30 protein-coding genes are annotated in these 26,760 nt (G+C 42.5%); 17 read left to right on the top strand and 13 right to left on the bottom strand.

Annotated features, from left to right (window positions below; genetic code table 11):
- The first annotated feature begins 203 nt into the window (after positions 1-203).
- From O8C65_10645 to O8C65_10615, 7 genes are all read left to right on the top strand, one after another.
- Positions 204-599 (top strand): GxxExxY protein, encoded by a 396-nt coding sequence (locus tag O8C65_10645; GenBank protein MCZ7357382.1) that lies wholly within the window; start codon positions 204-206, stop codon positions 597-599.
- Complete coding sequence (locus O8C65_10640; protein ID MCZ7357381.1) at positions 589-1,143, top strand: hypothetical protein; 555 nt, start codon at positions 589-591, stop codon at positions 1,141-1,143. The genes O8C65_10645 and O8C65_10640 overlap by 11 nt, the downstream gene beginning before the upstream one ends.
- A gap of 11 nt (positions 1,144-1,154) precedes the next feature.
- Positions 1,155-1,736 carry a phosphatidylglycerophosphatase A gene (locus tag O8C65_10635; GenBank protein ID MCZ7357380.1) on the top strand — a complete coding sequence of 194 codons (582 nt, stop codon included), beginning with the start codon at positions 1,155-1,157 and terminating at the stop codon, positions 1,734-1,736.
- Positions 1,733-2,491 (top strand): adenosylcobinamide-GDP ribazoletransferase, encoded by a 759-nt coding sequence (gene cobS / locus O8C65_10630; GenBank protein MCZ7357379.1) that lies wholly within the window; start codon positions 1,733-1,735, stop codon positions 2,489-2,491. The genes O8C65_10635 and cobS overlap by 4 nt, the downstream gene beginning before the upstream one ends.
- A complete protein-coding gene (locus tag O8C65_10625; protein MCZ7357378.1) occupies positions 2,479-3,111 on the top strand; it encodes an NTP transferase domain-containing protein in 633 nt (210 codons plus the stop codon). Before cobS ends, O8C65_10625 begins: the two co-directional genes overlap by 13 nt.
- Positions 3,112-3,320: 209 nt before the next feature.
- Positions 3,321-3,479: a hypothetical protein gene (locus tag O8C65_10620; protein ID MCZ7357377.1), complete on the top strand. Its 159-nt coding sequence runs from the start codon at positions 3,321-3,323 to the stop codon at positions 3,477-3,479.
- Positions 3,466-4,641: a radical SAM protein gene (locus O8C65_10615; GenBank protein ID MCZ7357376.1), complete on the top strand. Its 1,176-nt coding sequence runs from the start codon at positions 3,466-3,468 to the stop codon at positions 4,639-4,641. Before O8C65_10620 ends, O8C65_10615 begins: the two co-directional genes overlap by 14 nt.
- On the opposite strand, the gene O8C65_10610 is transcribed toward O8C65_10615, so the two are convergent.
- The 3 genes from O8C65_10610 to O8C65_10600 all read right to left on the bottom strand — a co-directional run bounded on the left by O8C65_10610 (position 4,630) and on the right by O8C65_10600 (position 6,361).
- Positions 4,630-5,238 (bottom strand): hypothetical protein, encoded by a 609-nt coding sequence (locus tag O8C65_10610; GenBank protein ID MCZ7357375.1) that lies wholly within the window; start codon positions 5,236-5,238, stop codon positions 4,630-4,632. The genes O8C65_10615 and O8C65_10610 overlap by 12 nt on opposite strands.
- Before the next feature lie 68 nt (positions 5,239-5,306).
- On the bottom strand, positions 5,307-5,669 hold the full coding sequence (locus tag O8C65_10605) for a hypothetical protein (GenBank protein MCZ7357374.1): 363 nt from the start codon (positions 5,667-5,669) through the stop codon (positions 5,307-5,309).
- Positions 5,670-5,932: 263 nt separating this feature from the next.
- On the bottom strand, positions 5,933-6,361 hold the full coding sequence (locus tag O8C65_10600; GenBank protein MCZ7357373.1) for a GNAT family N-acetyltransferase: 429 nt from the start codon (positions 6,359-6,361) through the stop codon (positions 5,933-5,935).
- A gap of 94 nt (positions 6,362-6,455) precedes the next feature.
- Here O8C65_10600 and O8C65_10595 point away from each other — a divergent pair, with 94 nt between their 5' ends.
- Positions 6,456-7,643 (top strand): HD domain-containing protein, encoded by a 1,188-nt coding sequence (locus O8C65_10595; protein MCZ7357372.1) that lies wholly within the window; start codon positions 6,456-6,458, stop codon positions 7,641-7,643.
- On the opposite strand, the gene O8C65_10590 is transcribed toward O8C65_10595, so the two are convergent.
- Complete coding sequence (locus tag O8C65_10590) at positions 7,624-8,385, bottom strand: coenzyme F420-0:L-glutamate ligase (GenBank protein ID MCZ7357371.1); 762 nt, start codon at positions 8,383-8,385, stop codon at positions 7,624-7,626. The two genes, O8C65_10595 and O8C65_10590, sit on opposite strands and share 20 nt — an antisense overlap.
- Positions 8,386-8,502: 117 nt before the next feature.
- Between O8C65_10590 and O8C65_10585 the strand changes: the two genes are divergently transcribed.
- The gene (locus O8C65_10585; protein ID MCZ7357370.1) at positions 8,503-9,186 is read left to right on the top strand and encodes a peptidylprolyl isomerase; all 684 of its coding nucleotides are present in this window, start codon (positions 8,503-8,505) and stop codon (positions 9,184-9,186) included.
- Positions 9,187-9,207: 21 nt separating this feature from the next.
- On the opposite strand, the gene O8C65_10580 is transcribed toward O8C65_10585, so the two are convergent.
- Both O8C65_10580 and gpmI read right to left on the bottom strand, forming a co-directional pair.
- On the bottom strand, positions 9,208-10,320 hold the full coding sequence (locus O8C65_10580; protein ID MCZ7357369.1) for a hypothetical protein: 1,113 nt from the start codon (positions 10,318-10,320) through the stop codon (positions 9,208-9,210).
- Between the two features lie 31 nt (positions 10,321-10,351).
- On the bottom strand, positions 10,352-11,875 hold the full coding sequence (gpmI, locus tag O8C65_10575) for a 2,3-bisphosphoglycerate-independent phosphoglycerate mutase (GenBank protein ID MCZ7357368.1): 1,524 nt from the start codon (positions 11,873-11,875) through the stop codon (positions 10,352-10,354).
- Between the two features lie 86 nt (positions 11,876-11,961).
- Between gpmI and O8C65_10570 the strand changes: the two genes are divergently transcribed.
- Positions 11,962-13,251, top strand: coding sequence for an MgtC/SapB family protein (locus tag O8C65_10570; protein ID MCZ7357367.1), 1,290 nt, complete (start codon positions 11,962-11,964; stop codon positions 13,249-13,251).
- A gap of 22 nt (positions 13,252-13,273) precedes the next feature.
- Complete coding sequence (locus O8C65_10565; protein ID MCZ7357366.1) at positions 13,274-14,104, top strand: ATP-dependent Clp protease proteolytic subunit; 831 nt, start codon at positions 13,274-13,276, stop codon at positions 14,102-14,104.
- Here the strand turns inward: O8C65_10565 and O8C65_10560 are convergent.
- The 4 genes from O8C65_10560 to O8C65_10545 form a co-directional block, all read right to left on the bottom strand.
- On the bottom strand, positions 14,070-15,176 hold the full coding sequence (locus tag O8C65_10560; protein MCZ7357365.1) for a hypothetical protein: 1,107 nt from the start codon (positions 15,174-15,176) through the stop codon (positions 14,070-14,072). The two genes, O8C65_10565 and O8C65_10560, sit on opposite strands and share 35 nt — an antisense overlap.
- 21 nt (positions 15,177-15,197) lie before the next feature.
- Positions 15,198-15,440 (bottom strand): hypothetical protein, encoded by a 243-nt coding sequence (locus O8C65_10555; protein ID MCZ7357364.1) that lies wholly within the window; start codon positions 15,438-15,440, stop codon positions 15,198-15,200.
- A gap of 160 nt (positions 15,441-15,600) precedes the next feature.
- Positions 15,601-16,884 carry a tryptophan--tRNA ligase gene (locus O8C65_10550; protein MCZ7357363.1) on the bottom strand — a complete coding sequence of 428 codons (1,284 nt, stop codon included), beginning with the start codon at positions 16,882-16,884 and terminating at the stop codon, positions 15,601-15,603.
- 62 nt (positions 16,885-16,946) lie between these two features.
- Positions 16,947-18,107, bottom strand: coding sequence for an APC family permease (locus O8C65_10545; GenBank protein MCZ7357362.1), 1,161 nt, complete (start codon positions 18,105-18,107; stop codon positions 16,947-16,949).
- Between the two features lie 87 nt (positions 18,108-18,194).
- Between O8C65_10545 and O8C65_10540 the strand changes: the two genes are divergently transcribed.
- Positions 18,195-19,115 carry an ABC transporter ATP-binding protein gene (locus O8C65_10540; GenBank protein ID MCZ7357361.1) on the top strand — a complete coding sequence of 307 codons (921 nt, stop codon included), beginning with the start codon at positions 18,195-18,197 and terminating at the stop codon, positions 19,113-19,115.
- Positions 19,116-19,155: 40 nt separating this feature from the next.
- Here O8C65_10540 and O8C65_10535 read toward each other — a convergent pair whose 3' ends face one another.
- On the bottom strand, positions 19,156-19,338 hold the full coding sequence (locus O8C65_10535; protein ID MCZ7357360.1) for a hypothetical protein: 183 nt from the start codon (positions 19,336-19,338) through the stop codon (positions 19,156-19,158).
- Between the two features lie 345 nt (positions 19,339-19,683).
- A complete protein-coding gene (locus O8C65_10530) occupies positions 19,684-20,346 on the bottom strand; it encodes a hypothetical protein (GenBank protein ID MCZ7357359.1) in 663 nt (220 codons plus the stop codon).
- Positions 20,347-20,535: 189 nt separating this feature from the next.
- Between O8C65_10530 and O8C65_10525 the strand changes: the two genes are divergently transcribed.
- From O8C65_10525 to rpiA, 3 genes are all read left to right on the top strand, one after another.
- The gene (locus O8C65_10525) at positions 20,536-21,006 is read left to right on the top strand and encodes a hypothetical protein (GenBank protein MCZ7357358.1); all 471 of its coding nucleotides are present in this window, start codon (positions 20,536-20,538) and stop codon (positions 21,004-21,006) included.
- Positions 21,007-21,363: 357 nt separating this feature from the next.
- Positions 21,364-21,876 carry a type II toxin-antitoxin system CcdA family antitoxin gene (locus tag O8C65_10520; GenBank protein ID MCZ7357357.1) on the top strand — a complete coding sequence of 171 codons (513 nt, stop codon included), beginning with the start codon at positions 21,364-21,366 and terminating at the stop codon, positions 21,874-21,876.
- A gap of 485 nt (positions 21,877-22,361) precedes the next feature.
- Positions 22,362-23,045, top strand: coding sequence for a ribose-5-phosphate isomerase RpiA (gene rpiA / locus O8C65_10515; protein MCZ7357356.1), 684 nt, complete (start codon positions 22,362-22,364; stop codon positions 23,043-23,045).
- On the opposite strand, the gene O8C65_10510 is transcribed toward rpiA, so the two are convergent.
- Positions 23,042-24,217, bottom strand: a complete 1,176-nt coding sequence (locus O8C65_10510) for an NDP-sugar synthase (protein MCZ7357355.1) — start codon at positions 24,215-24,217, stop codon at positions 23,042-23,044. The genes rpiA and O8C65_10510 overlap by 4 nt on opposite strands.
- A 252-nt stretch (positions 24,218-24,469) precedes the next feature.
- On the opposite strand from O8C65_10510, the gene O8C65_10505 reads away from it, so the two are divergent.
- Together O8C65_10505 and O8C65_10500 are read left to right on the top strand one after the other, a co-directional pair.
- On the top strand, positions 24,470-25,543 hold the full coding sequence (locus tag O8C65_10505) for a hypothetical protein (GenBank protein ID MCZ7357354.1): 1,074 nt from the start codon (positions 24,470-24,472) through the stop codon (positions 25,541-25,543).
- Between the two features lie 12 nt (positions 25,544-25,555).
- Positions 25,556-26,671, top strand: a complete 1,116-nt coding sequence (locus O8C65_10500) for a hypothetical protein (GenBank protein MCZ7357353.1) — start codon at positions 25,556-25,558, stop codon at positions 26,669-26,671.
- The last annotated feature ends 89 nt before the right edge of the window (positions 26,672-26,760 follow it).

Raw genomic sequence — 26,760 nt, 5'->3', positions numbered from 1 at the left:
GAGGGCAACAGGTTAATCTACGGGAACGGATCCCAAACGCAATGTTTGTTACCCTCTCGACCTACTTTTATGTAGGTGCAAGAACGTTTTTATATTTCTCGCATGGATGTTGTATATACGAACGCAGATAAACGCAGATGAACGCAGATTTAATGAATCGGTGAGTATGGAAAATGGTTGCATGAGATCAAGGTTTTGAGAATATGGCACTCCAGGTAAATGCGAACGAAGATAGATTGAATCAATTATCAGAGAAGATTATTGGCGCGGCGTTTGAAGTAAGCAATATTCTTGGCGCTGGCTTTCTTGAAAAAGTCTATGAAAATGCACTGTCGGTGGAGCTTAACCTGAAAGGGCTAAAAACATTCCCGCAGGCGCCGTTAAAGGTATATTACAAAAATGAATTAGTCGGCGATTACATCGCGGATATTCTGGTTGAGGATGAAATCTTAGTTGAATTAAAAACCGTTAAGGAATTCGATGATATTCATATTGCACAGTGCTTGAATTATCTTAGAATTACGGGTCTAAAACTGTGCTTGCTTATCAATTTCAGCAAGCCAAGAGTTGAAATTAAGAGGATAGTGAATGGTATATAAAAAACCACATATACCCGCTGACATGCGCAGAATTGTCCAATACGCATCTGCGTTTATCGGCGTCATGCTCGCCGTGACGCATAGACACGTATCTCCACGTATGGCAAAACCATACGTGTGGGCGACGTCAACTGGCGCAACGGTTGACGTGGATGCCCCCTCCCGAGGCGCGACTCGGGAGGTTCATCTGCGGTTAAAAAATGTCCGAAACGACTTATGTTATCATTATTTATCTGCGCCCATCTGCGGACTAAAACCGTTTTATAGCGCCGATATGCGGTTGAATATTTCTCAAAGCATCAATTCGCGGTTGAAATTGGTTTCAAAGAAAAAAAATGATGACAGCAGTTTCATTAAAAACCATCTGCGTTTATCTGCGTTCATCTGCGGTTTAAATACGTTTCATAGCGCCAATCTGCGGTTAAAATTCAATTCAAAGCTAAAGGATAACGGCATTAGTTTCATTAAGAATCATCTGCATTTATGTGCTTTTATCTGCAGTTTAAATACGTTTCAAAGCAGAATTTTTGCTAATAGAAGTTAGCAGGTGAAATAATGAAATTATCCGATATAAAGAAAGAAAAAAAGAAAAAGAACCAGCCAGAGGAAGTCGAAGATAATAATGTGAAAGGCATCATGAAAGTCCTTGAAGACGCCGGTCTCCCGGAAGAAGTGCTGGTCTCGGCAGCCATGGAGCTGTATGTCCCCCATCCCGGGGTCGAAAACAAGGATATTGCGCAGCAGGTCTTTAAAAGGGAACTCAGGCTTGCGCTCTCCGACCCAAACCTGTGCATACTGCTTTATGCAGGCCTGCTCCTTGAAAAGGAGGGCGAGAAGGGGGAACTTCCCGGCATGAGCAAAGAGACCTTCAAAAAGGACCTGACCTTTCTGATAGTGGATGAAGTGATAGGAATGAGCATAGCAAAATATATCAGCGGCGACAAGGGGATATTTGAATACGTCAGGTTTGATAAGTTAAAGCCGGGAATCTTATCAAAACTCGGGCCTTTCATGGACGATGTTGTAGCAGGGCTCATCGGTGGAGCCTCAGCGAACATGTACTCGCGAGGAAAAGATGACGGAGGAAAGGCAAAGAAAGCACTTCCCGGGAAAAGACGGAGCGGGTTCGCGGGATGAGTGAGCTGCTCTCTGCCCTCCGAAGCGGTTTTGGTTTCCTTACCACAATACCGGTAGGCATAACCAAGGAAGGCGTGGAGAAACTCATGAAACACATTTACTTCTTTCCCGTCGTGGGAGCGGTCATCGGGATTATCCTTGCCCTGATAGGTTTCGCATCCTCGGCATTATTTCCCCCGATGGTGACTTCCTTTGTGGTCATTACAGCCATTTACTTTCTCACGGGGTTCAATCATATCGATGGCCTGGCCGATTTCGGGGACGGTATCGCAGCGCACGGCACGAGGGAAAAAAAGGTCCGGGCAATGCGTGATATTGCTGTTGGCACGGGAGGTGTCGTATTTTGCATAATCGCGATTCTTGGGATTTTCTCTTCGCTTTTCTCCATTCTGGAAAGTAGTGCCGTGGTTTTTACGCTGGCACTGGTCGTGGCAGAGACAAGCGCAAAACAGTCAATGGTCACGGTTGCGGCATTTGGCAGGAAAATACACGAAGGCTTCGGGGCGATGTCGGTTGACAACACGAAACTTTCGGATTTTGTCATAGGAATGGTGTTTTCGGCAGTTGTTTGTTTCGTTTTTCTTGGCGTCCCGGGATTGGAATCATTGATAGTTGCGCAGGTTGCTGCGCTCCTTGTCCTCAATACCGCGAACCGCCATTTTGGTGGGGTAAGCGGGGATGTCATGGGGGCTTCCAATGAAATAGGGCGTCTTGCCTGTTTGCTTTTCATTGCAGGTGTCTTATGGATGCAATAGTGATGGCTGGCGGCATGGGGAAAAGGCTTGGTGAGAAAGAGAAACCTCTCACCGATCTATGCGGGAAACCGATGATCCATTATGTCCTCTCAGCTCTTCTTGGCTCAAAAAAAATAGGCAGGATATTCGTTGCAACCTCACCAAAGGTCAAAGAAACGGTTTCATGGCTTTCCGATTTTAAGAAAAATCATGGGAACATAGAGATAATCCCGACCTCAGGCCGTGGTTTCGTTAATGATATGGTCTCAGCCGTGGAAAAAGCCAAAATTAAGGGACACGTGCTTTTCATAATGGCCGATCTGCCCCTTGTTACTTCAGAGCTCATAGACAGGATTATAGAAAAACATGGATATATGAAAAAGCCAGCTCTTTCGGTCAATATGAAACTGGATGTGTGCACCAGATTGGGTCTTCGCCCCGATACTGTTTTCCGCAAGAACAATATGTTTGTGGTTCCCTGCGGCATAAATATCCTTGAGGCGGACAGGATAAGGGAGGAACAGGACGAATTCGTTCTCGTCCTGGAAGATGAAGAACTGGCGCTGAATGTCAACACGCAGGCTGAAATGGCTGTGTGCAAATCGATGATTCGGAAAACGCAGGAAATCGAGGGGATATGACCATAAACTACATAAGTAATCAATCCGAATATTCAATGGGAGGAAATTACATGAAGATTCTTAAACTCAAGAAAATCGCAAAAGGAACCTGCAAGTGTCATTCCTCATGCGCATAGAAAGAAAATGATTTCTTTCATTTTTTTTGAAAAGCATAGCCGTTGCTCTAAATGCCTAAGGATATCAAGGAATAACCTGTTTAAAGTGAACCGATGACCAATAAGAATCCCTGTGTCGAGCTCATTTGCACTCATTGCGAGTTTTTCAAAGAAGATGACATGGAGCTTGAATGTGCCGCATTTAAAGTTTTAAAAAGTATGCTGAAGAGCGGCAAAATTTCCCAGGAAGAGATTAGAGATGCCCTCGGCTGAGTACTTCCCTGTTCTTTCACCTGATTTTGTGCTGAGGTCGCTTGAAGCGCCTTATGTTTACAACATAGCCGAAGATCAATTATATGAGCTGGACGAAGAAGCATTTGAGTTCTTGAAAAAATGCGATGGCAAGCATTCCTCATCTAGAATTATCCCTGAAAGTGAGAAAGAATCAATAGAATACATGCAAAGCGAGGGTATGCTTCTGATGTCGGCGGGGGTGAGAAAAATAAAAGTTAGCAAATCTCCAAACCCTTCGCTGCGTTACCTTCTTTTGAACATCACCGAGAAATGCAATCTCAAATGCAAACATTGCTATCTTGGAAGATCAGGAAATAAAGATATTGAAATCGGCCTTTTTGAAAAAGCAGTCTCCCAGTTTGAAGAAATGGGAGGTCTGAAACTCATGATCTCAGGCGGGGAACCTTTGATGCATGCAAGGTTCTGGGAACTCCTGGAATCCCTGAGTTCCCATGAACTGAGGATAGTGATTCTCTCAAACGGGACTTTAATAGACAGGAAAACGGCAAAAAAACTTTCAGAATATGTACACGAAGTTCAGGTGAGTATTGACGGCATCAGGTCTCATGATATTTTGCGTGGAAAAGGTTCCTTTGATAAAGCCATCTCCGGGATTTCAGCACTCTCCGGTTTCAACATACCCGTTTCGATCGCTACGATGGTTCATAGATACAATACAGGGGAATTCGACGAGATGCACAAGCTCTTTTCAGAAATGGAAATCCTTTCATGGAGTGTGGATGTGCCCTCAATTGTCGGGAATCTGGAAGAGAACCCGGATTATATGCCCGATATGGATGAAGCGGCATCATTATTAAAATACGGGTTCGGGGGAGGAGCCCATGAAAGCACTGGCGATTACACCTGCGGCTCGCATCTGTGTTCCGTCTCCCCTGACGGTAGTGTCAGTAAATGCGGGTTTTTTGATGATGAACCAGTGGGGGATGTCAACGACTTAAGAAAAGCCTGGAATGAACTGTGCAGAGCTTATCTATGGGGGCTGGATAAACTGGATTGCCGTGATTGCGAAATGGTTTGCGAATGCAGGGGAGGCTGCAGGTTCAGGGCAAAACAGTATAAAGGCATATTCGCGCCAGACCCCGTATTGTGCCACGTCAACGGTGTTCTATCATACCTGTGATGGTATCTGCGCGGGTATTTCTGCGAATATTTTCTTTGTTTTCATGAACTCCCTCGCCTTCTTCATCGCTGTCGCATATGCAAACATCCATCCTTCATTGATCAGGATGGTTCCGTCGCTTATGGTCTCGTTACTCAGGCTTCCTGCACCGAACTCCATCAGAAGCTGGATCGTGGCTATGCACGCTGCTGTATATTCATCCACATCCTTCATTTCGGATGCAATATCATGAAGCAATGATTTGAACAGACTTCTGAATTTATTTGTTGGAATGAATTGTTTTTCCCCGATTTTTACAAGTGCGTTGATCTCCGTTAGGTCGCTGATCAATTTGTTTATTTTCTCTTCTTTCCACTGCTCTGTAGGATTATCTGTAAGTTCATATGAAGCCCACACATTCCTGAGGATCGTTTCGATCTCTTCCTTGTTTTCAGCCCTTTTCAGGGCATATTCAGATGATTTCAGCTCGGGGATTGTGGAAACATAAAGTCTCAAAAGATTTCTTAGCTTTACTCCATCCTCGCCCTCAACTATTTTTAACCTTTTGAGAATCTCGTATTCCAGGTCGCTCAGGGTTACAGTCAAATCCTTTGGCATTTCACACCTTTTCCGTAGAAGCTGCTATCTGGCAGACCAGCTTTTTATCCCTGCGGATAAGCATTTATTCATTCGATCAGCTCCGCCATGAAAAGGCATTCATCCGACCCTTCAAGAGCGCATTCCTCGCCCTTTTTGCAATAATACCTGGTATCGAGATGTTTTCGCGATACTCCACCCAGGAATCCTCTCAGGATATCACAATATTTACATTTTTTCCCGGACAACGGCAGGCCTTTGATCCTGAACGCGACTTTTTTTTCGGATACCTCAATTGATACTTTTAGTTCGTCTTTCTCAAATTCCAGAGTTATATCCTCAAGCTTCGTGGTCTTAAGGTCCATCGCGGCCTGCTCCCCTGCCTCGAACATCAGAACCGAATTGGCGGATTCTGTCACGATATTATTGCAGACATCGATGTACGATTCCAAAAATCTCCTGAACAATCACTCACACCCTTTATTCATGATTAGCAATCACTTTCCATGCTTAATAATCCTTTCCTCGTGTTCCATTGCTGTTCTTCAATGAAATCCTTCTCAGCATCCAGAATAGCATTGAAAACATCGGATTTTTCTTTCCGGATATACTCTGGCTTTCATTTAGTACCCCAAAACATAAATAATGTAGCCCAACATTGAACATACCGGTAACAGACTTGATAAATAATATTTAATTGTTAAAATCAAAAACATCAGCCAATATTGATTTTCATGAGAGTTTGTTTACAGACGTTGAACTTATCGCATTCGGCGCACTCTTTCCAGATGACTTTTTTCTCATCTTCCTGGAGTTTCCGGAATCCTTTCTTCTGAAAAAAGGAGGGCGATGTGGTTCGAAGATAGACTGCCTGTGTCGAATCGGCTGCACGCCTTAAGATAGAATCCACGAGCTTTGAGCCTGTGCCCTTATTTCGAAAACCTGGAAGCACTGCAATCGACCGCAGTTCTATAATTTCCCCCATATCCAGGCAGGCGCATCCAACAATCCTGCAATCCAGAACAGCTACAATAAATTCAGGCAGATTTTTTTCCACGTTTTCAGTATCAAGGCAATAAAAAGAAAGGATCTTTTTTATGTCCTTGATATCTGATAGTGTAGCTTTTCTGATCTCAATGTCCATCTAACCTCTGTAAATCAGACTTAATACCGTAATTCAATAAGGTTTATAATTCTTCATTGTATATAGTTTATGGAATTTTATAAAGAGAAATTTCATGAAAGTAATACGCGACCCGGTCCACGATTATATTGAACTTGATGAACTTGCACTTTCTCTTATCGACTCGCCTGAGGTCCAGAGGCTCAGGAGGATAAGGCAGCTCGGATTTTCCAATCTAGTTTACCCTGGGGCGAACCATACCAGGTTTGAGCACTCACTCGGAGTATACCATCTCACACGGCAATTGGCCAGGCAGGTAGATGAGCAACAGCAGAAAGAATTGCTAGCAGCGGCGCTGCTTCATGATATCGGGCACGGGCCATTTTCCCATGCGACCGAGGATATCATAGAGAAGTACACAAGAAAAAGCCATGACAGTGTGGGGGAACTTTTAAAAAAAGGCACAATTGCTGATGTGCTGAAAGAGCATGGTTTATCACCATCTTCCATAGCCGCACATATCAGGGGGGAAACCTATCCCGGACAGATCCTGAGCAGTGAGATAGATGTTGATAAAATGGATTATCTTGTACGGGATGCTCACTACACCGGCGTAGCCTTCGGTCTTGTGGACCATGTGAGGTTGATACACGAGTTGAAGTTCAACGAGAATAGACTCGTTCTGAACCCGGGGGGGTTGCAGGCCGCCGAGTCACTGCTCGTATCTCGTTTCCTGATGCATCTTACTGTTTACTTCCATCACGTAAGCAGGATCGCGGAATCCATGTGCATCCGGGCGGCGCAATACCTGATCGAGAATGAAGGTCTCTCGCCGCTATCGTTTCAGAGGATGGATGATATCATGTTCATGATGGAAATGAAGAGTTCCAAGGGTTATGCGGCGGAAATAGCAAAAAGGCTGGATGAGCGGCGCCTGTTCAAACGAGCGCTTTATACCGGTTTTGATTCCTTGAACGCGGATGTATTAAAATTCAGGAAGAACATAAAGAGAGTGGAAATGGAAATAGCAGAAGGCGCAGGCATATCACCAGAGTATGTGATCGTTGACATACCCGAAAAACCCCATATAATTGAAATGAAAGCCAAGGTAATGATAAACGGTAAAATGGAATCCATAGATAAAGCCTCAAACCTGGTCGCATCCCTTGAAAAAGCGCAGCTTGATAACTGGCGCCTGGGGGTTTTTGCACCGGCTGAATCCAGGGAAAAGGTGAGCAGAGCGGCGCGGGAATTCTTTGAAGTGAAAAAGGACAGAAAACAATTCAAACTGACAGAGATCTGAGAAGCGCCTTTCGTATCACATCTTCTTTCTCAGGCCTGTATAATTCCTTAATACCATAAGATTCGCTGTAAAGATCCAATCCTCGAACGATCACGATCGGCGTCCCTCCGTCCCCCTCTCCCATCAGGATATTTGCAAAGCATGCGAGCTCATCCACGATGCCTTCGTTTTTTACTTCAAGTACCTTCCCGAAAAGGTCCTTTGTCCCCCTCCAGTCCCGGGTCGGCATTATTCCCGCTATCCCGATGGCTGCACCGGTCTGGCCGATCCTGAAAGCACGCCCGTTAGTATCCGTGATAATTACACTGACCTTCTTTCCAGTGTGCTTGAATATGGAATCCTTTATTGCTCGTGCACTTTTATCAGGATCTTCCGGAAGCAGAAGGATGTTCTCCTGGCCTTCTACATTTGAGTGGTCTATGCCTGAATTAACACAAATACTTCCGCTCCTTGTGCGGACAAGAATAAAGGGCGATTCGAGTAATATTTCACTGCTTTCATCAAGCACAGCCTGAACGAATCTCGGGTCGTTGCCGTTCTTTTTTGCGATTTTTTTTGCTAGGTCCGTCGCGTTCACTTTATCCAGGGAAAGAATCCTGTTCTCGGATTTTGACACTATCGTCGAAGAAACAACGACAATATCGTTTTGCATCACTTCAGCTTTTTCGGAGATGAGGCGGCCAATATCTGCGCCCGGTTTGATCAGCGGTATGTCTTCCACAGCAAATGCAGTTGCTTTCAATACGATTCCTCCCCTCTTAAAGAACAGGATATACAATAATGCTTTCTGAAATGACATTTAAGTAAGTATTTTATACCATTGATACATCAAGAGCGGAAAAAAGGAACAGGAATAATAATGAGCATTCAAAAAGGAGATTTCATTAAAGTATCATACACAGGAAAAACCGAGGATCGTATTTTCGATACCACGGAAGAAGAGGTTGCCAGAGCCAGCGGAATCTACAACGAGAAAGGAAAATATGGCGGAGATGTAATAGTTGTTGGCGCGGGGCATACGGTTCTTGGGCTTGATGAGGATTTGATAGGCAAGGATGTTGGATACAAAGGAAGCATTACTCTCCCGCCTGAGAAAGCCTTTGGCCACAGGAATCCGGAACTTATCGAGACCATTCCCATTACCAAATTCAAGGATAGACCACAGGTTGGTATGCCCGTGCAGGTAGACGGCCGCGCCGGGACAATAATAAGAGTTATCGGGAGGATGGCACAGGTTGATTTTAACAGGTTCCTGGCAGGGGTCACGGTTACCTACGATTACGAGATAAAAGAAAAAATCGAGGATAATGAAGGCAAAGTGCATGGTCTTCTGGGCCTTTATCTTGGAAGGGATCTTTCCATCCAGATAAATGGCGAAACAGCGACTGTTGAAATCGACCCTGATATGACATATAATCAGAGATGGCTCATGTCCAAAAGGCAGATAGCAAGTGAGCTCATCGCCAATACGGATATCAAGGAAGTAATTTACCTTGAGAGATACAACAAGGAAGTATTGGAACCCAAAACTAAAGAAGAATGAGCAAGGACATTTGATTATAGATCATTTTATTACGGGAGATATAACTTCCCACAGGATCAACAATACTACAACAACTTCCAGGATCAACATCAATTGCTCGGTGGAAAGTTCCCTTGCCGTGGAGTAGAGCTCCTGCAGGGAATCAATCTTATGCTGCACGACCTTTTCAAAGTCATTCACTTTAAGGGTGTTCAGCATTTTCTGGTAAGTTGACTGGTAATACCAGTCCTGGGTTATCTTATGGGGATTCATCAGATCCTCGATATCGTCAAGGATTACGAGCCCGATCTCGCTCACATTAAGCAGGGCTTTTTCAAGCTTTCGAGGGGCAAGTGTGAGGAAATAAAGCTTTGAAATATGCATTTTTTTTATCGCATCAAACGCATTGGTGATCTCTGAATCTATCTTACGGTCATAGATCTGGAATAACAACAAAAGCGAGATGGCAAGTTCAAGCAGTTCGCGCAGGTCTTTGATATAATCATCACAGCCCAGGATAAATACACCTTCGGGAGAGGTAAGAAACAGGTCTTCGTCATAGTACGAGAGGTCGTTGCCAAGTTTTTCCGTGATCTCTTTACTGTGCAACGGTCTTATAGATGTCTCCCCGGAAAGGAAACGTGTGATGATCTCGCCGTACTGCTCTTTCAGCCCCCTATGTTCCAGCTTCGGAGTGAATTCTTTAATTTTTAAGAGCGTGTATCTCTTTGTAATTGGATAATACGATACCTTCTTGCCTGGATTAAGCTTTTCGCGAATCTCGCTGATTTTCTTGTTGGCAAATGACTGGAAATCAAGCCCGTCGACAATAATAGTGTTTGAATGAAGCGACACAAGTATGTCGTTGAATGAAATCTTATCTCTGATTTCGATCTCTGTCCTCAGGATCGACACACCTGCCACAAAAACATCGGTGTAATTATTTACGTTACAGGTTATCTTTTCACTCCCTGAAACAATTACCCCTACACCTTCACACTGTTCTATTTCTATTGGTTTGTTCCAGCGTTCAGCAATTACCTCAGAACCTATGAATTTTTTTAGCTGGCTTTTGTCCACTTCTCCCCCGTGCCCGAAAACCACGAGTATCGTGAGCTTGCCGTGGAAGATGGTCAGGTCGGATGCGGCATCCATGTATAAAAATATGTTTGAAAACTATATTAAGTTATATCTTTATTAAAGACTGCCCCGTCATTTCTTTCGGTTTTTCTATCCCGAGAATATCAAGAAGTGTGGGGGCTATGTCAGCTAGAATTCCGTTACGGAGCATGATCTCTTTCTTGCATACCAGGAAAGGCACGGGATTTGATGTATGCGCTGTGTGGATCCCCCCGTTATTGTCAAGCATCTTTTCCGCATTCCCGTGATCGGCAGTGAGAATCAATAAGCCGCCAGCTTTTCTCATTGCTTCGTATACCCGTCCTACGCACTGGTCGACTGCCTCAACAGCTTTCACAGCAGCTTCGAGAATACCGGTATGCCCCACCATATCAAGATTAGCATAGTTCAGGATGATGATATCATATTTCCTTTGCGCTATCGCCTTCACCACTTCATCGGTCACCAGAAAGGCGCTCATTTCAGGCTGCAAATCATACGTCGCGACTTTTGGAGATGGTATCAGTATTCTATCCTCCCCTGCAACCGGCGCTTCCATGCCTCCATTGAAAAAGAATGTGACGTGAGCATATTTCTCAGTCTCGGCAACCCTGAGTTGCTTTAAATGATGCTCCTCCAGCACAACCGCAAGAATATTCTTCAGGGATTCTGGCGGAAATGCGACGGGAACATTGAAGGTCTCATCGTATTGCGTGAAGCACACAAAATACGTTCGTGGGAACGAATTTCGCCTGAAATCCTTGAAATCATTGTCAATAAAGGTGCGGGTGATCTCTCGCGCCCGGTCCGAGCGGAAATTAAAGAAAATCACGGAATCCTTGTCCGAGACACAGGAAACAGGTTTCCCGTTTTTCAGGATCACCGTTGGTATGACAAATTCATCCGTCTCTCCTCTTTCATAGGCTTTTTCCACGGAAAGAATGGCGCTTTCTGCTGTAATTCCTTGGCCTTGCGCCATAGCAGAATAGGCTCTTTCCACCCTGTCCCACCGTTTGTCCCTGTCCATGGAATAATATCTCCCCATGATTGTTGCGAACTCACCGCCCAGAGTTTTCAATTTGATTTCAGCTTCCGCTATATACGTAAGAGCGCTTTTTGGAGGCACGTCCCTGCCGTCAAGAAATGCATGCACGTAAACCTTTTTCAGGCCAAGATTTCCTGCCATCTCAAGCAGTGCATAGAGGTGGTTTATGTGGCTGTGCACACCGCCGTCTGAAAGCAAACCCATGAGATGCAGCGATGAACCCTGGCTTTTGACTTTTTCCATTGCATCAAGAAGCGTTCTATTCCTGAAGAAATTCCCATCGCGGATGGATTTCGTGATCCGGGTCAGGTCCTGGTAAACTATTCTTCCCGCGCCTATATTGAGATGCCCGACTTCAGAATTACCCATCTGGCCTTTCGGCAGTCCCACAGATTCGCCCGATGCATTGAGCACGGAATAAGGATAGCTTGAAAAAAGCCCGTCCATATTCGGTGTTTTTGCTGCTGCTATGGCATTCCCTTCCTCTTTCTCGCTCAGGCCATAACCATCGAGTATCATCATCAAAAGGGGTCTTTTTTTTATCATTTGGGTTGAATACTTTGCATGGGCGTATGTAGTTAACGGTTTATGCTGCAATAAGTATATAAAAAAGTATTGACCATTGGTTATTAATGGTTGACCTGGTATCACAGTCCCTCACCAACATAGACATCGAATTTTTCCAGAAATTGGCTCTTGCATCCCTCATCGGCATCCTCATCGGCATAGAAAGAGAGCACAGGCGCCCTGAAGGCGAAGAGCTGATAGCAGGTGTTCGCTCGTTTACCATAGCATGCATCGCTGGGATGATCTCTTCGTATTTGGCGCAGATCGTGAATTCCGGCGTTTTACTTATCTCCCTTGGATTTTTTGCGGCAATAGCTGTGATTTACGTATATGTAAAAAATGTTACTTTAAAGCAGGCCGGTATAACAGGCCCGATTGCGCTTTACTGCACATTTCTCCTCGGCATTTTGATAACCTACAACCTGTATCTTATCGCTATAGTGGGCGGGGTTTTGATAACCCTTCTGCTTGCTGAAAAACGCCCGCTTCATTCATTTGCCACAAACCTCACAGATGATGAGATCCTGAGCGCTGTGCGTTTTCTTGCGGTCATTTTCATACTTTACCCAATAACTCCCAATGAGCTTTTCATGGGCGTAATTAATCCGCGATGGATACTCCTAATCGTAATCATTGTCTCGACCATCAGTTTCATCTGTTTCATAATAATGAAAAAAATGGGGACGAGCTTCGGTATACCACTCTCAGGGCTTCTGGGGGGTCTCGTGAACAGCGAAGCAACTACAGGAGCACTCGCAGCAATTGCTAAAAAAAAGAACTTGTTGGTGGAATCATGCTATGTCGGGATCATCCTTTCAAATGCAGCAATGCTGATACGCAATCTTGTCATAACGCTCATAGTTGACCCAAGCGGCAGGGTATTCTGGCTGATGGCACCGGCGCAGCTGGCAATTACAGCCGTTTCGGTCGCAGCGGTAATAAAATCAAGGGACGATATACATGCAAACGAGACCATCAAACTGGAATCACCTTTTGCCCTGTCTTCAGCCATAAAATTCGGCTTCGGCTTTGCGGCATTATCTATAGTTTCAAGATTCGCCAATATGTGGGCCGGGGTTGCCGGCATTTATGCCACCGCACTTGGAGGGTTTATCAGCAGCGCTGTAGTGACAGCGTCTGCCACCGCACTGGCTGTAAGCGGGGTTATTCCTTTCAGCACGGCGGCGCTGACCGCGGTGCTTGCAAGCATAATAAGCACAGGAAACAAGATGCTGCTGGTGAGATGGTCAGGTCCGGCGGAGCTTGCCGGTCTGACCAGGAAGACCTTCCCAGGTTTTATTGTAATAGGAACGATCATCCTGATAGCGTGGGGAATTTTCATAACCTATATTTAGTAGGGAAAGCAATGATTCGTATATGTTCGAGCAACTGAATACTACGGATTTCCTGATCATCCTCGGTGCGCTGGTTTTCCTGTATCTCCTGATGTATCCGCAATTCCAGATGCGTGCGGCGCGGAGAAAAAGGCTCTCCAAGATCCGGGATATGGAGGAAAAATGGGGTACAAAAGTGCTTACGATGATACATCGAAAGGAAGCGATCTCCATGCTGGGCTTATCTGTCTATCAGTATATAGATGTGGAGGATGCGGAGGAGGTTCTAAGAGGTATACGCGAGGCAAAAGATAAACCTATAGATCTCATCATCCATACGCCGGGGGGACAGCTTCATGCCTCGGTGCAGATAGCAAGAGCATTGAAGAATCACAAATCCAGGACCCGGGTTTTCATTCCTCATTATTCCATGTCGGGCGGGACGATCATCGCCCTTGCGGCAAATGAAATAATAATGGACAAGGATGCCTCCCTCGGTCCGATAGACCCGCAGGTTGGCGATTTCCTGAGGGGCGTTTTTCCAGCGCCCTCGTGGCTCCACGTTGCCAGTAAAAAAGGACTTGAAGCGGACGATACTACCCTTATGATGAGTGATATCTCGGAAAAAGTATTGAATTTCATGAGAGCTACCGTGAACGAACTGCTTGACGGGAAGTTCGATGATATAGAAAAGCAAAGAAAGGTGGTGGAAAAACTGATAGGTGGAGAAATGGTGCATGCGCACCTTATCTCGGCGAAGGATGCAATAGACCTTGGGCTTCCGGTCTCAACAGAACTCCCGCCTGAGATCCATGAATTCATGAAGAATTTCAGGGCGGTCAGGCCAAATGTGGAATACCTGGCGCAGGATTAAGAATTGCTCCAGGCGTATCATATTTTGCGGGCTTTTTGTATCCGAGTATGTTCAAGGCAACATCGTAGTCGTTCTGCATTATTCTATTCTTTTGCGTGAAGGGTTTCATCTTATCCAGCAATGATGATATATCGATCTCCCTGATAGTGATCGCAAGCTCGCCCAGACTTTTTTCTTTTTTTAATGCATCCAAAAGGGCGCAGTAGTGCATGGGTGCGCAGAATATCACGATCGAGGGATTCTCCAACTGGGTTGTGAGTATATTCAGCCCTTCGAGGATATTTGAGAATTTTATTTCATCAGCTCTTATCTTATGCTCAAGGAATCTCTCGTATGCCAACGACAACTCAAGCGCACGATCTTTCAAATTTCTAACTATGTAATCCCTTATTTTGAATCTCAGCATTTCTCCAAGACGGTTTAGGAGTTCGTTGTAGAATTTCTCTGTTTCCTCGTATGAAATTGCCATCAGTCTTATCTGCATAGGGGTATACCAGAGATGTTTTGGCAATGTACGGAATGTAGCAATTTCATTGACCACCCTCACCATCTGCAATAAGAAATCATCGTCCTTTTCGAGAATGTTTTCATAGACTGGAATGAACTCTTCCCTGGTCTTAATATCCTGGCCATAAAAAACCACGCTTAATGGAAGGTGGTCTTTGCCTTCAATAAGTCTTATGTTCCTGTCAATAATTCCTTTGATATAAATACAATATAAAGCCTGTGAGCCACCTTTCCCGGCTGATATCTGGTAATACTCGGACCAGAACTCGAGAGGTGAAATAAGTCTTTTGTTATACCTGTTCTCAAGATCAACAAAATCAACCGATATATCAAAAAAGACCGCCTGCGGATCGGTAATATCGAGCAAACGCAGGATTTCCCCGTGGACATCATCCACGCATTTCAGGGCGTGTTTTGTACTCTCAGGGAAAAACCTGTCAAGCCTGAAAGGATATTCAAGATGAGGCTTCAGATCATACACGTCAAGTTTATTGAGCCAATCCCTGATAGCAACATCGTGAACATCAAATATGTTTATAATCGGAATCAGGAACAGATCTGGCATCAGTAAAATATTGGTCTGTGATTATAAGTCTGTGATGGTCAGTTCCCTATACTCGATAGCCTTTTGCAGCACAGTTTTAATTTCTTTTCTAATATCGGTCCCCGAAGAATTATCAAGGTACAAGAGGCCATCCTTGATCTTATTCCTGTCCGGGGAATTTTTTTGAAGCTCTGCCATAGCATTAACTAAAACGCTTATGTCCTGTTTCTGTGCTGTACCTGTCACCAGTACGAAGGAATCCCCCTGTTTTTCTAATCGTACCATAGTGTATCCTCCTTTATGTGCATCCACTGATTATCTTGCTGCTTTAGTTTATATAATTTTGGTAATATGAAACGAAATTAGACTGTGTAGTTTTTATTGTTTTGATCTTCAAAAATGTGGTGAATGCCAGAAAGCCCTTAAAGAATCTGGTAATATGATATCAGAGCCCGAACTCCCCAAGCTTCTCCCTCGCCATCTCCCTTTTCTCTTGATGGTCTCTCAAAAACTCCCGCATCAATTCTGCCGTATATTTCTTGCAGTTGCCGCACACGCGCGTCCCACCAACGCAGTCCTTATAGACTTCCTTGAGTTCATTATCATCCTCGATCAGGTGGTAAAGCAGCAACTCGTATACCGTACAGACATCAGGCTCACCACCCTTCACCTTTTGCTCCTCAAGCGTTACCCTGCCGCCCGTCTTTGCGCGCATCACTTTCTTTCCCCCATCTTCAGGTTTATCGGTGAGGGCGATGTAGCTATCAGGGATGCTGCTTGACATCTTGCCGCCCTGCAAGCCTGTCATGAACTTGTGGTAGGTGGATGCGGGAGGCATGAAGGCATAACCATGATATTTCAATTCCACTTCTCGAACGATAGATTCCACTTCCCGGGAATCCAGGGCGAAAACGTCCACATGCTCTTCATAAAGTTTACCATCCGTGCGCCTGGCAATTTCAGAAAGAGCATCCTTCGGTGCCATTTTGCCTCGAACGCTTACGTATGCCTTCCCGGCGCCCCGGCGTTCCTCAACAATGAACATGTTGACTTTATAGGCAAGCCCCCGCGTCAGCCTGATATGCGGGTCCTGGTCAGCCCCGACCGGAATGACGACGGGTTTCGGCCCATCAAATTCCATTAACTGGGGCTGCAGAATATCTGCGCTCTGCGTGAGCGCGCTGATCATGTGCGCGATGTTCGTCTCCCCGTTGAAACCGTATATGGCGCTCAGCTCCGAGAAATTTGCCCTTATGCCAAGCTCAAAGGCCAGTTCCTTTACATTGTTTGACTTTGACTGGAAATAAATATGCCCACCCGGTTCGAATCCGAGCGCGATCGCGCTCAGGATATACTCGTTTATCCCCAGTTCCCTGCACTCCTTCCAGCTTTTCCCCCTGACAGCGTGCGCCTCCATGTCCGCAATAGCAAGGAATGCATCACCGCCCTGCTGCTGATGCCATATGATCTCTTCCATCACCATCTTATGACCGAGATGCGCGCGACCCGAAGGCATAAAGCCGCTCATGGCTGCAAACGGCTTGCCTGAAAGCATGGCATTGAGGACGGAATCATAGCTCCTGTGCCCGAAAATAACATGCCTGCGCATGTACCTGTGCGGGTTTGGTATTTTATCGAGAAGCTCATCGAACTTCGATATCCCGAACTCATCGAACAGTTTTGAGTAATTATCGATCTTGACTGCGCCCCATGGGTCGAGTGTGGTCATAGTGGTCGGTACTAAAAATGCTTGCGGATATGTAAAGGTTGTTGTGTGTACGGGAGTCTTCTTCAGAATATGAAATATAATACCAGGATAGCAATAGTCGTGACGGCACCTATACCCGCGATCAGCCTTATCTTTGTTTCAATGAAAAGCATGTATGCAGAAAGGCATAAGAAAATATAGGGCAGGAGGGTCGTTATGACAGATATGCTTGCAAGCTCGTTGAAATGGTTAGAGAAGAGCAATAATCCTCCGCCAAAAAAAGCGCTCAATAATATGGCAGCCACAGGTGTCCCCCTGTCACCAATATCTTTCAATATCGGAAATCTGAACCTGTGGGATATGTTCTGCATCACCCTGGATGTCCCGAGCACGTAGGCGTTCAAAGCCGAGAGCATTGCAGCGATCCCGATAATTCCCACGATCCATCCGGATTCCTTCTGGATCAATCCCGCCGCCGTGGCGAGAGGCGCAGGAGAACTTGCAAGAACTCTGCTCCCAACGCTGCCGATCAAGGAGATGTTCAATAAAAGATATACGGATACAACAATGGACATCACTATAATAAGAGACTTGAATATTAAGTTCTTATCTTTTGTTTCCTCAGCAGGTATCGCACTTATTTCAAAGCCTGTAAAAGGCCAGTAAACGATGATCAGAGCCTTCAGGAAATCCGTGGGGGCGGCAGGATAGAAGGGTGAAAAATTGCTTTTTTGGATATATTGCATCAGCAGGACGGCGAGAATTACGAGAGGAATTGTTTTGATGGTTGTCAGGATAATCTCAGTGGTCCCTGAAAGATAGACGCCGATTATATTGATAAGGCAGAACATAGCGATTATCAGCATTTCGATAATTAGGATATTTTGGATACCGAAATAAGAGAGATACTGACCTATTCCGGATGCTATAGTGGCTATCCCGAATACCGAGGATATCAAATACAGTATCACAAGGGATGTGGATGTTTTTGTGCCGAATACCTTTGAAAAGATGGAATAGAAAGCCCCGGTGGAGGGATATCTGGAAGAAGCCCATGCTAATGAGAACATGACACAGGATGCGGAAATTGCAACGAAGAACCAGGCGAATAGAGAACTTGGGCCTGCTATGCCAGCGGCTATGCCGGGAACAACGAATATTCCTGAACCAATTGTCCCGCCCACGCCCAGGCTTACAAGTTCGTATAGACCAAGCGATTTTTTATAGCTTTTTTTACCCTCCATAAATTTGTAGTATGGATGGAATCGAATTTAAGTTGTTCTCAAGAATGGAAAAGAAGCTTTTTTGCTCTTCAAACCAGTATGGTGTTTATGTTCGCAGTCAAGGCAGAGGGAATATATAAGCACTTCAAAGAGGGGGCCCACGGGAAAAAAGAGGTCCTGAAGAATGTTTCCATCGATATAGAGGAAGGAGAGATATTCGGCATCCTTGGCCCAAACGGCGCGGGCAAGACAACCCTTATCTCCATTCTTGCCACGCTCACGATACCGGATGGCGGCAAAATACGTATCTTCGGGCTTGATACGCTCGCAGAGGCGAACCGCGTGAAAAGCATTGTGAACATCAGTAGCGGGAACCCGAATTTCCCATGGAGCCTCACCGTCTATGAGAACCTGCGGTACTTTTCGATGCTGTATGGGTTGAAAAACAAGGAGAAGTCCATAAATAATGTCATTAGCATGCTCGAACTTGAGCCTTTCAGAAATGCCAGGTTCGATTCCCTTTCAACGGGGACAAAGCAGCGCCTCTCCCTCGCAAAAGCTCTTCTGAACGAACCGCGACTTCTCTTTCTGGATGAACCCACCATGGGTCTTGACCCGGACATGTCCATAAAGATAAGGAGACTCATCAAACGTATACACGAGGAAAAGGAAATAACCATCGTCCTTACCACGCATTATATGAAGGAAGCCGAAGAGCTCTGCGGACGCATTGCCTTTATCAAGAAAGGGGAGATAATTGCAAATGCGACGCCGGGTGAACTTAAAAGGCAGATGAAACTCGGTGAGACCATAACAATAGATTATGAAGGGAGGTTCGATATTGCGGTTTTGAAGGATATTAATGGAATACTTGACATCGTACATGAGGATGGAAAAATAAAGCTCGTGGCGGAGAATGTGGAGTCGATAATTGATAATGTATTGAAGAAGTTCTGCGAGGTCCATATTAAAAACATTGAGATTTCGCAGCCGAACCTCGAGGATGTGTTCCTTAAATTGGCCAGATGAAAAGGCTGGAAGTTCTTTGTAGCTATGAATGAAATAGCTATTATGCGCCAGAATTCTCTGATGACAATTTGACCTTTTTGAATATTCCTGTTAAAGTCTTATCATTATTGCATTGGAAAGCTATTAACTCCCAATCCTCGCTTCCAAGGTCATTCAACTTTTTTTCTATCGCTTTCCCTGGTTTTGTTCCTCCGATATTTTTAACTTTATATATGTAAGGCATTTTTTCACCTGCAATTATGCAATGTCATGAAACAGTTATAAATCTTGTGACTTTTTTAACGTATGGGAAACTGACCATGAATCAAATGATTCATATATATGACAAATAACTGCTGGCCTATTTAAAGGGTTATCGAACGCTTGAGCCGTATGCGGTGAAAGTCGCAAGTACGGTTCTTGGAAGAGAGAGAGTGAGCAATCACTCTTTCTTATTCGACTTGGTGTGGTAAACCAGGTTCTCTTTTTTTATCGTTTTTTTCATCCGCAAAAAAAAAGAGAGCTTACGACCTCATTAATGTAGATTATCTGCGACTATAAATATTGCCAGTTGCCACTGAATGTGGTTTTATGGTTTACTTTGTATGTAAGATATTAAATCGTGTAATGGCTTTGTTCCGCCTCCAATGATCATCCCGCTGAATAACGAATCCCATACGTGTGGTATGTAAGTTATTCCAATAATCCCAAACAACCCTAATGTCAGTGATGTGAATATAACTGCGAATAATGAGGGGACAGCCCAAAGTATAATCTCCCTATTTCTCTTGTCATAGTAACTTTGTAACTCATTATAGTAAATAAGTTGTCTCATATCATGTATTGACGGATGGTCTAACTCTAATAGAGTTCTCGTGTTTTTATCAATGGTATTTTTAATAACCATATCAATGTAACTTATATGTCTCGTGTATTCACCTAATCTTGGAGAACTTCCCTTTACTGAAACGTCGCTGAATAGTTCGGTGACTCTTTCGGATAACTGTGCGATAAAGTAGATTACCGCAAATATGGTTATCCCTGTTAAACTAGGTGGAGGGGGAACGGGTGCCGAAAAGAATTTCGCTATTACTATTGCTGTTACAATAAGAATAATTACGGAAGCGAAAGGGATTATTATGATATTTCTTTTACTTTCTTTGACTTTTTGTTTCAACGTAGCAAGATTATCGATTTGAGTGAAATTTCTATCATCTTCAGGAACTATTTTTAATATACCACCCAATTTCATTCTTAATATACCACCCAATTTATTTAAATTTTCTATCTATTAACACATGATTCTGAAATTTAATATATATATATGTTTCTACTGAGAGGTTCCGTCGAGTCTTCGGGGATAGAATGACATGTCAAAAGTCGGGGGATAATTTCGATAATTTTATCATGTTTAATTTTGTAATGAAAGCTGAGTGATAATATGGATATTACCCCTATTCTTTATTGGACAGAATGGAGAAACATTGAAGATTCCGCGGAATCGAATCCAGCAGTATATAGAATAAGACTTCTTAAAGATAAAAAACCAGTCGTAATACCTCGATGGTTAAAGGAAGATTCGGAAGGTGTACTTTATATTGGTAAAAATGGCGATATGGAAAAAGGACGTAAAAGGTTTCTAAAGGGGTTCGAAGCCGGAGGGGCTTTAAAAAACATGGGTGGTCACCCCGCGAGTAATATGATTTATCTGTTAAGAAAAGTGAATATAAAAATTGAATCAAAGGACTTGGAATATTCATATTATAAAACAAAAGAAATAGAACAATTTGAGGGAGAAGCTATTGTGAAATATTTTAAAACTCATGGCGAACTTCCTCCTTTGAATTCAAATTTTCCGAAGAGAAAAGAGTGGGATAATTTTATCTCTCGTTCGCATGAATACGGATATTAATACATGATTAATATTCTCATAAAAAGCAATCTCCCGATATCAACGGTCAATTATCTTAAATTAAAGAAAAAAAGAGAAATAAGAAATTTTCAGCGATAAAAAGGGGTATATCAAAAAGCTTGTTTCTGTCCCTTTAAAGAAAAAAGTACAAACAAATGGACGTTTGTTTTGACCGTTTCTATTCTTGTTGGTAGTTATTTAGGATAACAATATACTGAAGTTGATATTATATTTTCGGTTTCAAACAAACTTATGCATTTTAGCCATTTCTGAAATATTAATTTATACGTACTAATAATAATAAAAACATACGTATGTACAGAAAACTATTTAAACATACGTGCAAATAATGAAATAATGATACGTATGGAATCCGAAAAAAAGAAATTAACACTTTCAATTAATTCAGAAGTAATTGAAAAAGCGAAAAAGTTAGGTCTTAATCTTTCTGAAGTGACTGAGAACTCATTAAAATTATATTCGCTTGGTCATGATAATGATAAAATTGTGACTTCTGATAAATTACGAGACGTTTATACTGATGTACTTAAAAAAATATCAGAAATTCTAAAAAAATGGGAAACGTCTTTGCAAATAGGCTCATCTTCCAATCCATTTAACGGTGTTAATTATACATATATTCTGTATCAAGATGAGGTTCGTATGTGGTCTAGTGAATCTGATGAATCCCCAGAACAAACTTGGCATCTTAATGATAAAAATCTACCAATTCATATTTTTGATGAGCCTGATAAAATAATAACTAATCTAATAAATGAATTGTACGAAACGGCTAATAAAAATAAAGAAGTTCTTGATAAATTACAGATTTTAAAAAATATTTTAGAATTATCTGGATTATCAAAATAATCTTAATAAATTAATGGTGAATTAATGGCTAATAAAATAAAAAAACCTGAAGTACCATCTATTCACCATGATATTTGGGTTAAAACATATCCTTATACAATTAATTTAGTTAAGCATACCTTCCTCTTTTTTCTAACAATTTTAATCATTTGGTTTACGATTAAATTTACTGAGCTATTGTTTCCGAATTTGCCCTTTACAGTTAAAATTTTACTATACATCTCTGAAGCAGCATTAATAATTCATTTTGCAAGGGAAAGTATATTCGAAATTTCCTCGTCTATTCATCTTTCAATGAAGTAATGAAAATCTATCCTTTTTTAAACTTTAAGCCATCAAAAGCCATTATATAGAGACGCTTACAACTAAAGATAAAAATAAACCAATCAATTATGCTATGTCTAAAGGATTCTCACTACGGAAATCCAAACATAAATAAAGCTAAGTTTTAAAAATTTATAAATTAAAAGGCAAAGAATGGTCTGATGAAAAACTCTACTCAAATCAATCCCAAACAGGTCGCAGGAGAAAAAGCAGCCCAGCTCGTAAAAAACAACATGGTGGTTGGACTTGGCACCGGCTCCACCACGGCATACGCCATCAAAGAACTCGGGCGGCGCGTTGCTGACGGCCTGAAAATACTTGGCGTTCCCACTTCATACCAGTCCGCATTCCTGGCGGCCGAGAGCGGAATCCCGCTCACCACGCTGGATGAGCATCCTGTTCTCGATATCGACATCGACGGCGCGGACCAGATAGCCCGCTTCACCGCGATCAAAGGCGGCGGTGCGGCGCATACGCGGGAAAAGATCGTGGCTCTATCTTCAAAGAAATTCGCAATAGTTGTGGATGAATCCAAGATCGCAGATGTTCTCAGCCATCCTGTTCCCCTAGAGGTACTGCCCTTCGCGCGAAAATTAGTTATTAAACAGGTGTCAGAGCTTGGAGGAAAAGCAGTGGTACGCATGGGAGTCAATAAAGATGGGCCTGTCATTTCTGATAATGGGAATTTCATCCTTGACGCTGATTTTGGAACGATAGAGGACCCGCTTACCCTGAGCGAGAAGCTTTCGCAATGTTCCGGCATCGTGGAGCACGGGATATTCACAAAAATCGATATTGTCTATGTCGGGAAAAAAGACGGTTCAGTAGAAATACTTGAAGATTAGGAGCCTTTTATCTCGTTCCCGAAGTCCTCATTTCCAAGGTTCTCCGTGACCCTGGTTCCATTCTTTACTCTTACTTCCGGCCATATCCTCACCTGCGAGTTAACCGTGACATCATTCCCGATTATTACCCGCGGACCGATGACAGTACCGGTTTCAAGTATACAGGAATCCTTTATCTTGGTGGCATTATCGATGGTCGCACTGGAAACAGCTGTGTTTTCGCCGATTTCCACATTATCATAGATATACGATGAAAGTATCCTTGAGTTATTGCCGATTTTACAGTTTGACCCGATGGACGTATAAGGGCCTATCAATACATTATCCCCTATGGAGGTGTTCTCTCCTATCACTATCGGCCCGACAATGGAGGAATTCGAGCCCAGCGAAACATCATGGGCGATGTCTATCGGCCCAGTCACTTTTGCGTCCTTGATATTAAATCGCCCGGATATCTTTGTCCCGGGCATCTGCTCAAGCATCCACCTGCATGCTTCCCTGTAAGCCTGCGGGTTCCCGATATCAGTCCACCTCCCATGCACAAGGAAACCGTTGATTATCTCGCCTTTTTTCATGATATCAGGGAAAAGGTCTTTTGCAAAATCGTATTTCTTCCCGGGTATCAGATCAAGGATCTCGGGATCGCAGACGTATATGCCTGTGCTTGCAAGGTTGCTGAAAATTTCACCTGGCCCGGGTTTTTCAAAGAACCGGTTGATCCTGTTATTGACATCCATATCCGCGATGCCGTATTCGCGCGGGTCGTCTATGGGGATTAAACCGATCGTCACGATGGCATCGTTCTCCTCATGGAAGCGCACGAACTCCCGCAATCCAAGGTTCATGACATGGTCTCCCCCGACCACCATGAAAGGCTCGCCCTCGAAGAGTTCCTCTGCATTCTTTACACCGCCTGCGGTTCCCAGTTTTTCTATTTCATGTACATATTCGATATGAACACCGTACATACTCCCGTCGCCCAGCGCATTTTCTATTTCCCCGCCGAGATAACCCAGGGTGAGCACAATGTCGTTGAAACCTTCCTTGGCAAGGTGTTCCACCAGATGCACGACCGATGGCTTGTTCAAAAGCGGGATCATTGGTTTTGGTCTGTCAAAAGTAAGAGGCCGAAGTCTTGTTCCCTCGCCGCCGCACATTATGCATGTCTTCATTTCAGGTACCCAGTTGAAATTAATCTCACAGTATATAGAGGTAACGAAATTATAATATGTTAGATTAAGGAGTAGGGGTAAAATAACCTCGGATTTAAAACATTAAACCTCCAAACCATCTAATTTTGTTAGGTATTTGGCTTCCTCAATTTGGTATACCCCAAAGATGAACAAAACATTAAAAACCAACACTGAGTTAAATAAAGTTTATGCAGTATATTATATATACAAAAAAGAAGTAATGATAATAAAATGAAAATTCCTGAAAAAGAATATTCAGTGGGTGAGTTTTTAGATTATCTCATGGAACACTCCGATGAAATATTTGAAGAGGAAAGAAAGAATTGGCTTAAAATTTATTGCATTCTTGTTTCGGATAATTCATGGCAAACCACCTTGTTTAAAATAGATGAGATTACGCAATTAGGCGCAATTTTTAAAGTTACACCAGAGGTAGAATCTTCTGATGAAATTGAAGAAATATACTATGCTTTGGAATATAGTCCGGGTTTATTATTATTATTCACAACAGCAAATAACGAGAGATATAAAAAATCTGTAGAAAATAAAATAAAAAAGTCAAGAGGCACCACTCCTATGTGGATAAAACCAGACTTTTTTAGACGTTTTTGGAAAGAAACAATTGAACAGAATAATGGAAGTTTTGTGTATAGATTCACTAGTAAGAGAAAGTTATTGGATGATACACCAAGCAGAATTAGGCCTAATTATGAAAGACGATTCAACTATACAGGTGATGACGGTACGCAAACAATGTTGGAAATTGAAGAATTATATGGGGTTTTACCCACTTCCATTTATATCCAAGTGAATGAAAATTTGAAACTTCATCTTACAAATGAGGGTCTATTCTCAGCACAAGAACCATCATCCCCCGCGCTTTCATTATTCTTCAATTACTTAGATGAAATAAAAGACCCAATTTTAAAAATGAGAAACATCTCTAAATCGTTGAACTTTAACATCGCTTCTGGAGAATCAAATCTAAAATCTGCATCAGTCGATGTCGGAGTAATTAAACTCCATAAACGAGAAATTGACGCTTATACTGTAGAGAGTTTAGCAAAGGAGCTTAAAGATTTTTCATTTATTGATAAAAATATTGAAATCGGGTCATTGAGTTTTACTTCCACAGTAATTGATGAAATTAAAGGTTCAGTGTTTGATATTAGCGCAAGCGAGTCTGAAATCCTTATTGTACCTAAATATCGAATGACTTTTGAGTCACTTTTGGGTTTCTATCGAGGAATAGCAGAATCTATTGATGAACAAGCAGAACTCTCTACAATCGATGAAAGACAATAGGAGAGATAATTTTTGGACGACGAGGAATTTATCAAGTTCCTACACTCTCCAAGTCTAATAGAAGCATATAGAGAAGAAAAGAAACACCTATTATACCAAGTGGAACAAAATTTCAACTCTAAAAGAGATTTTCTCGAGAAAGCTAAAAAAAATGCCATAGAAATTGACCGAAAACATAGAGTGATGATAAATGTTTGTGTTGCTCCGTTTACTGAGAAGGGAACATTAAGAAGTATTGATTATCGGTTTATTCGAGCCAGCCCTTTGGCTGAACTTAGTATTCCAAACGTAGATTTTCTTCTTTATAAATCGACAGAAAGAGTAAGAATTGCAATTTTCGGAGAAGCAAAAGGAAGTATTTCAAAAAATCCTGATAAGATAATAAATGAGTATAAGGATAGAATTATTACAATAACTCAATACACGGATTACATAAAAACCAAATATCTCAAGATACCTATAAATGAAATGGTATATTTCGAATATGTAATCGCAGTACCTTCTATAGATGCGCCAAACATTTTAAGAAAAACAATTGATAAAGGTGGCGGAATTGTTGTTTGGCATGCTCCTATTACAGGATTAGAAGGTATTTCTATAGCCTTCCCACCAAAAATAATTCCACCCACTATAAAAAATAGTATGATACACCGAGACCATGAACTCAATAAAAGAATGAAGAATCGTGTTTTATCAAATAGAAAGATGTTTAATTTTTTCCCACAAAGTCATCCAGTTTCTAAACTTGATTCTCTTATATTCGCTGCAAGAATTGAGGAAACCGGACTCACTGTGAGCGAAGATGAATTGATAGAAAATTTATCAAAAGAGCTTTTCTATCTGGATGATGGAGTGATAAAAAATGAAGCAAAATCAATTTTAAGTTTGGGTTTAAGAATTGATTTCTTAGAAAAAACAACTATAGAACCCAATCAATATCGCATAAAAGCTAAAAGCTATAGAGCAGATAAACTGGCACAGATATTTGAAGAAAAATGGATAAAAAATCAATTGGAAGAAGAACTTGATGGTATGAAGGAGACTGCTATTGAAGAAATTCAATCAAAGTATAAAACAGAGAGGCAAAAAGATAGAGAATTAGGTGATTTTGGTTTTGAAGTAAATTAAAAAAAATTTTTATATTTTTGAGAACTTTAGATAGTATTTTACATACTCATTAACTTAACAGTACCCGAAATTATAATATGTTAAAGCCA

The sequence above is a fragment of the Candidatus Methanoperedens sp. genome, from assembly GCA_027460535.1.
Classification (GTDB): Archaea; Halobacteriota; Methanosarcinia; order Methanosarcinales; family Methanoperedenaceae; genus Methanoperedens.
This window is presented reverse-complemented; position numbering and strand designations above follow the sequence as displayed.

Coding starts and splice junctions, on each gene's coding strand:
- O8C65_10595 (MCZ7357372.1), top strand. CDS start 6,456: ATGAAAGTAATACGCGACCCGGTCCACGATTATATTGAACTTGATGAA.
- O8C65_10600 (MCZ7357373.1), bottom strand. CDS start 6,361: ATGGACATTGAGATCAGAAAAGCTACACTATCAGATATCAAGGACATA.
- O8C65_10570 (MCZ7357367.1), top strand. CDS start 11,962: ATGGTTGACCTGGTATCACAGTCCCTCACCAACATAGACATCGAATTT.
- O8C65_10555 (MCZ7357364.1), bottom strand. CDS start 15,440: ATGGTACGATTAGAAAAACAGGGGGATTCCTTCGTACTGGTGACAGGT.
- O8C65_10585 (MCZ7357370.1), top strand. CDS start 8,503: ATGAGCATTCAAAAAGGAGATTTCATTAAAGTATCATACACAGGAAAA.
- O8C65_10535 (MCZ7357360.1), bottom strand. CDS start 19,338: ATGCCTTACATATATAAAGTTAAAAATATCGGAGGAACAAAACCAGGG.
- O8C65_10540 (MCZ7357361.1), top strand. CDS start 18,195: ATGTTCGCAGTCAAGGCAGAGGGAATATATAAGCACTTCAAAGAGGGG.
- O8C65_10560 (MCZ7357365.1), bottom strand. CDS start 15,176: ATGCCAGATCTGTTCCTGATTCCGATTATAAACATATTTGATGTTCAC.
- rpiA (MCZ7357356.1), top strand. CDS start 22,362: ATGAAAAACTCTACTCAAATCAATCCCAAACAGGTCGCAGGAGAAAAA.
- O8C65_10625 (MCZ7357378.1), top strand. CDS start 2,479: ATGGATGCAATAGTGATGGCTGGCGGCATGGGGAAAAGGCTTGGTGAG.
- cobS (MCZ7357379.1), top strand. CDS start 1,733: ATGAGTGAGCTGCTCTCTGCCCTCCGAAGCGGTTTTGGTTTCCTTACC.
- O8C65_10505 (MCZ7357354.1), top strand. CDS start 24,470: ATGAAAATTCCTGAAAAAGAATATTCAGTGGGTGAGTTTTTAGATTAT.
- O8C65_10520 (MCZ7357357.1), top strand. CDS start 21,364: ATGATACGTATGGAATCCGAAAAAAAGAAATTAACACTTTCAATTAAT.
- O8C65_10620 (MCZ7357377.1), top strand. CDS start 3,321: ATGACCAATAAGAATCCCTGTGTCGAGCTCATTTGCACTCATTGCGAG.
- O8C65_10565 (MCZ7357366.1), top strand. CDS start 13,274: ATGTTCGAGCAACTGAATACTACGGATTTCCTGATCATCCTCGGTGCG.
- O8C65_10525 (MCZ7357358.1), top strand. CDS start 20,536: ATGGATATTACCCCTATTCTTTATTGGACAGAATGGAGAAACATTGAA.
- O8C65_10615 (MCZ7357376.1), top strand. CDS start 3,466: ATGCCCTCGGCTGAGTACTTCCCTGTTCTTTCACCTGATTTTGTGCTG.
- O8C65_10550 (MCZ7357363.1), bottom strand. CDS start 16,884: ATGACCACACTCGACCCATGGGGCGCAGTCAAGATCGATAATTACTCA.
- gpmI (MCZ7357368.1), bottom strand. CDS start 11,875: ATGATAAAAAAAAGACCCCTTTTGATGATGATACTCGATGGTTATGGC.
- O8C65_10610 (MCZ7357375.1), bottom strand. CDS start 5,238: ATGCCAAAGGATTTGACTGTAACCCTGAGCGACCTGGAATACGAGATT.
- O8C65_10640 (MCZ7357381.1), top strand. CDS start 589: ATGGTATATAAAAAACCACATATACCCGCTGACATGCGCAGAATTGTC.
- O8C65_10580 (MCZ7357369.1), bottom strand. CDS start 10,320: ATGGATGCCGCATCCGACCTGACCATCTTCCACGGCAAGCTCACGATA.
- O8C65_10510 (MCZ7357355.1), bottom strand. CDS start 24,217: ATGAAGACATGCATAATGTGCGGCGGCGAGGGAACAAGACTTCGGCCT.
- O8C65_10530 (MCZ7357359.1), bottom strand. CDS start 20,346: ATGAAATTGGGTGGTATATTAAAAATAGTTCCTGAAGATGATAGAAAT.
- O8C65_10635 (MCZ7357380.1), top strand. CDS start 1,155: ATGAAATTATCCGATATAAAGAAAGAAAAAAAGAAAAAGAACCAGCCA.
- O8C65_10645 (MCZ7357382.1), top strand. CDS start 204: ATGGCACTCCAGGTAAATGCGAACGAAGATAGATTGAATCAATTATCA.
- O8C65_10545 (MCZ7357362.1), bottom strand. CDS start 18,107: ATGGAGGGTAAAAAAAGCTATAAAAAATCGCTTGGTCTATACGAACTT.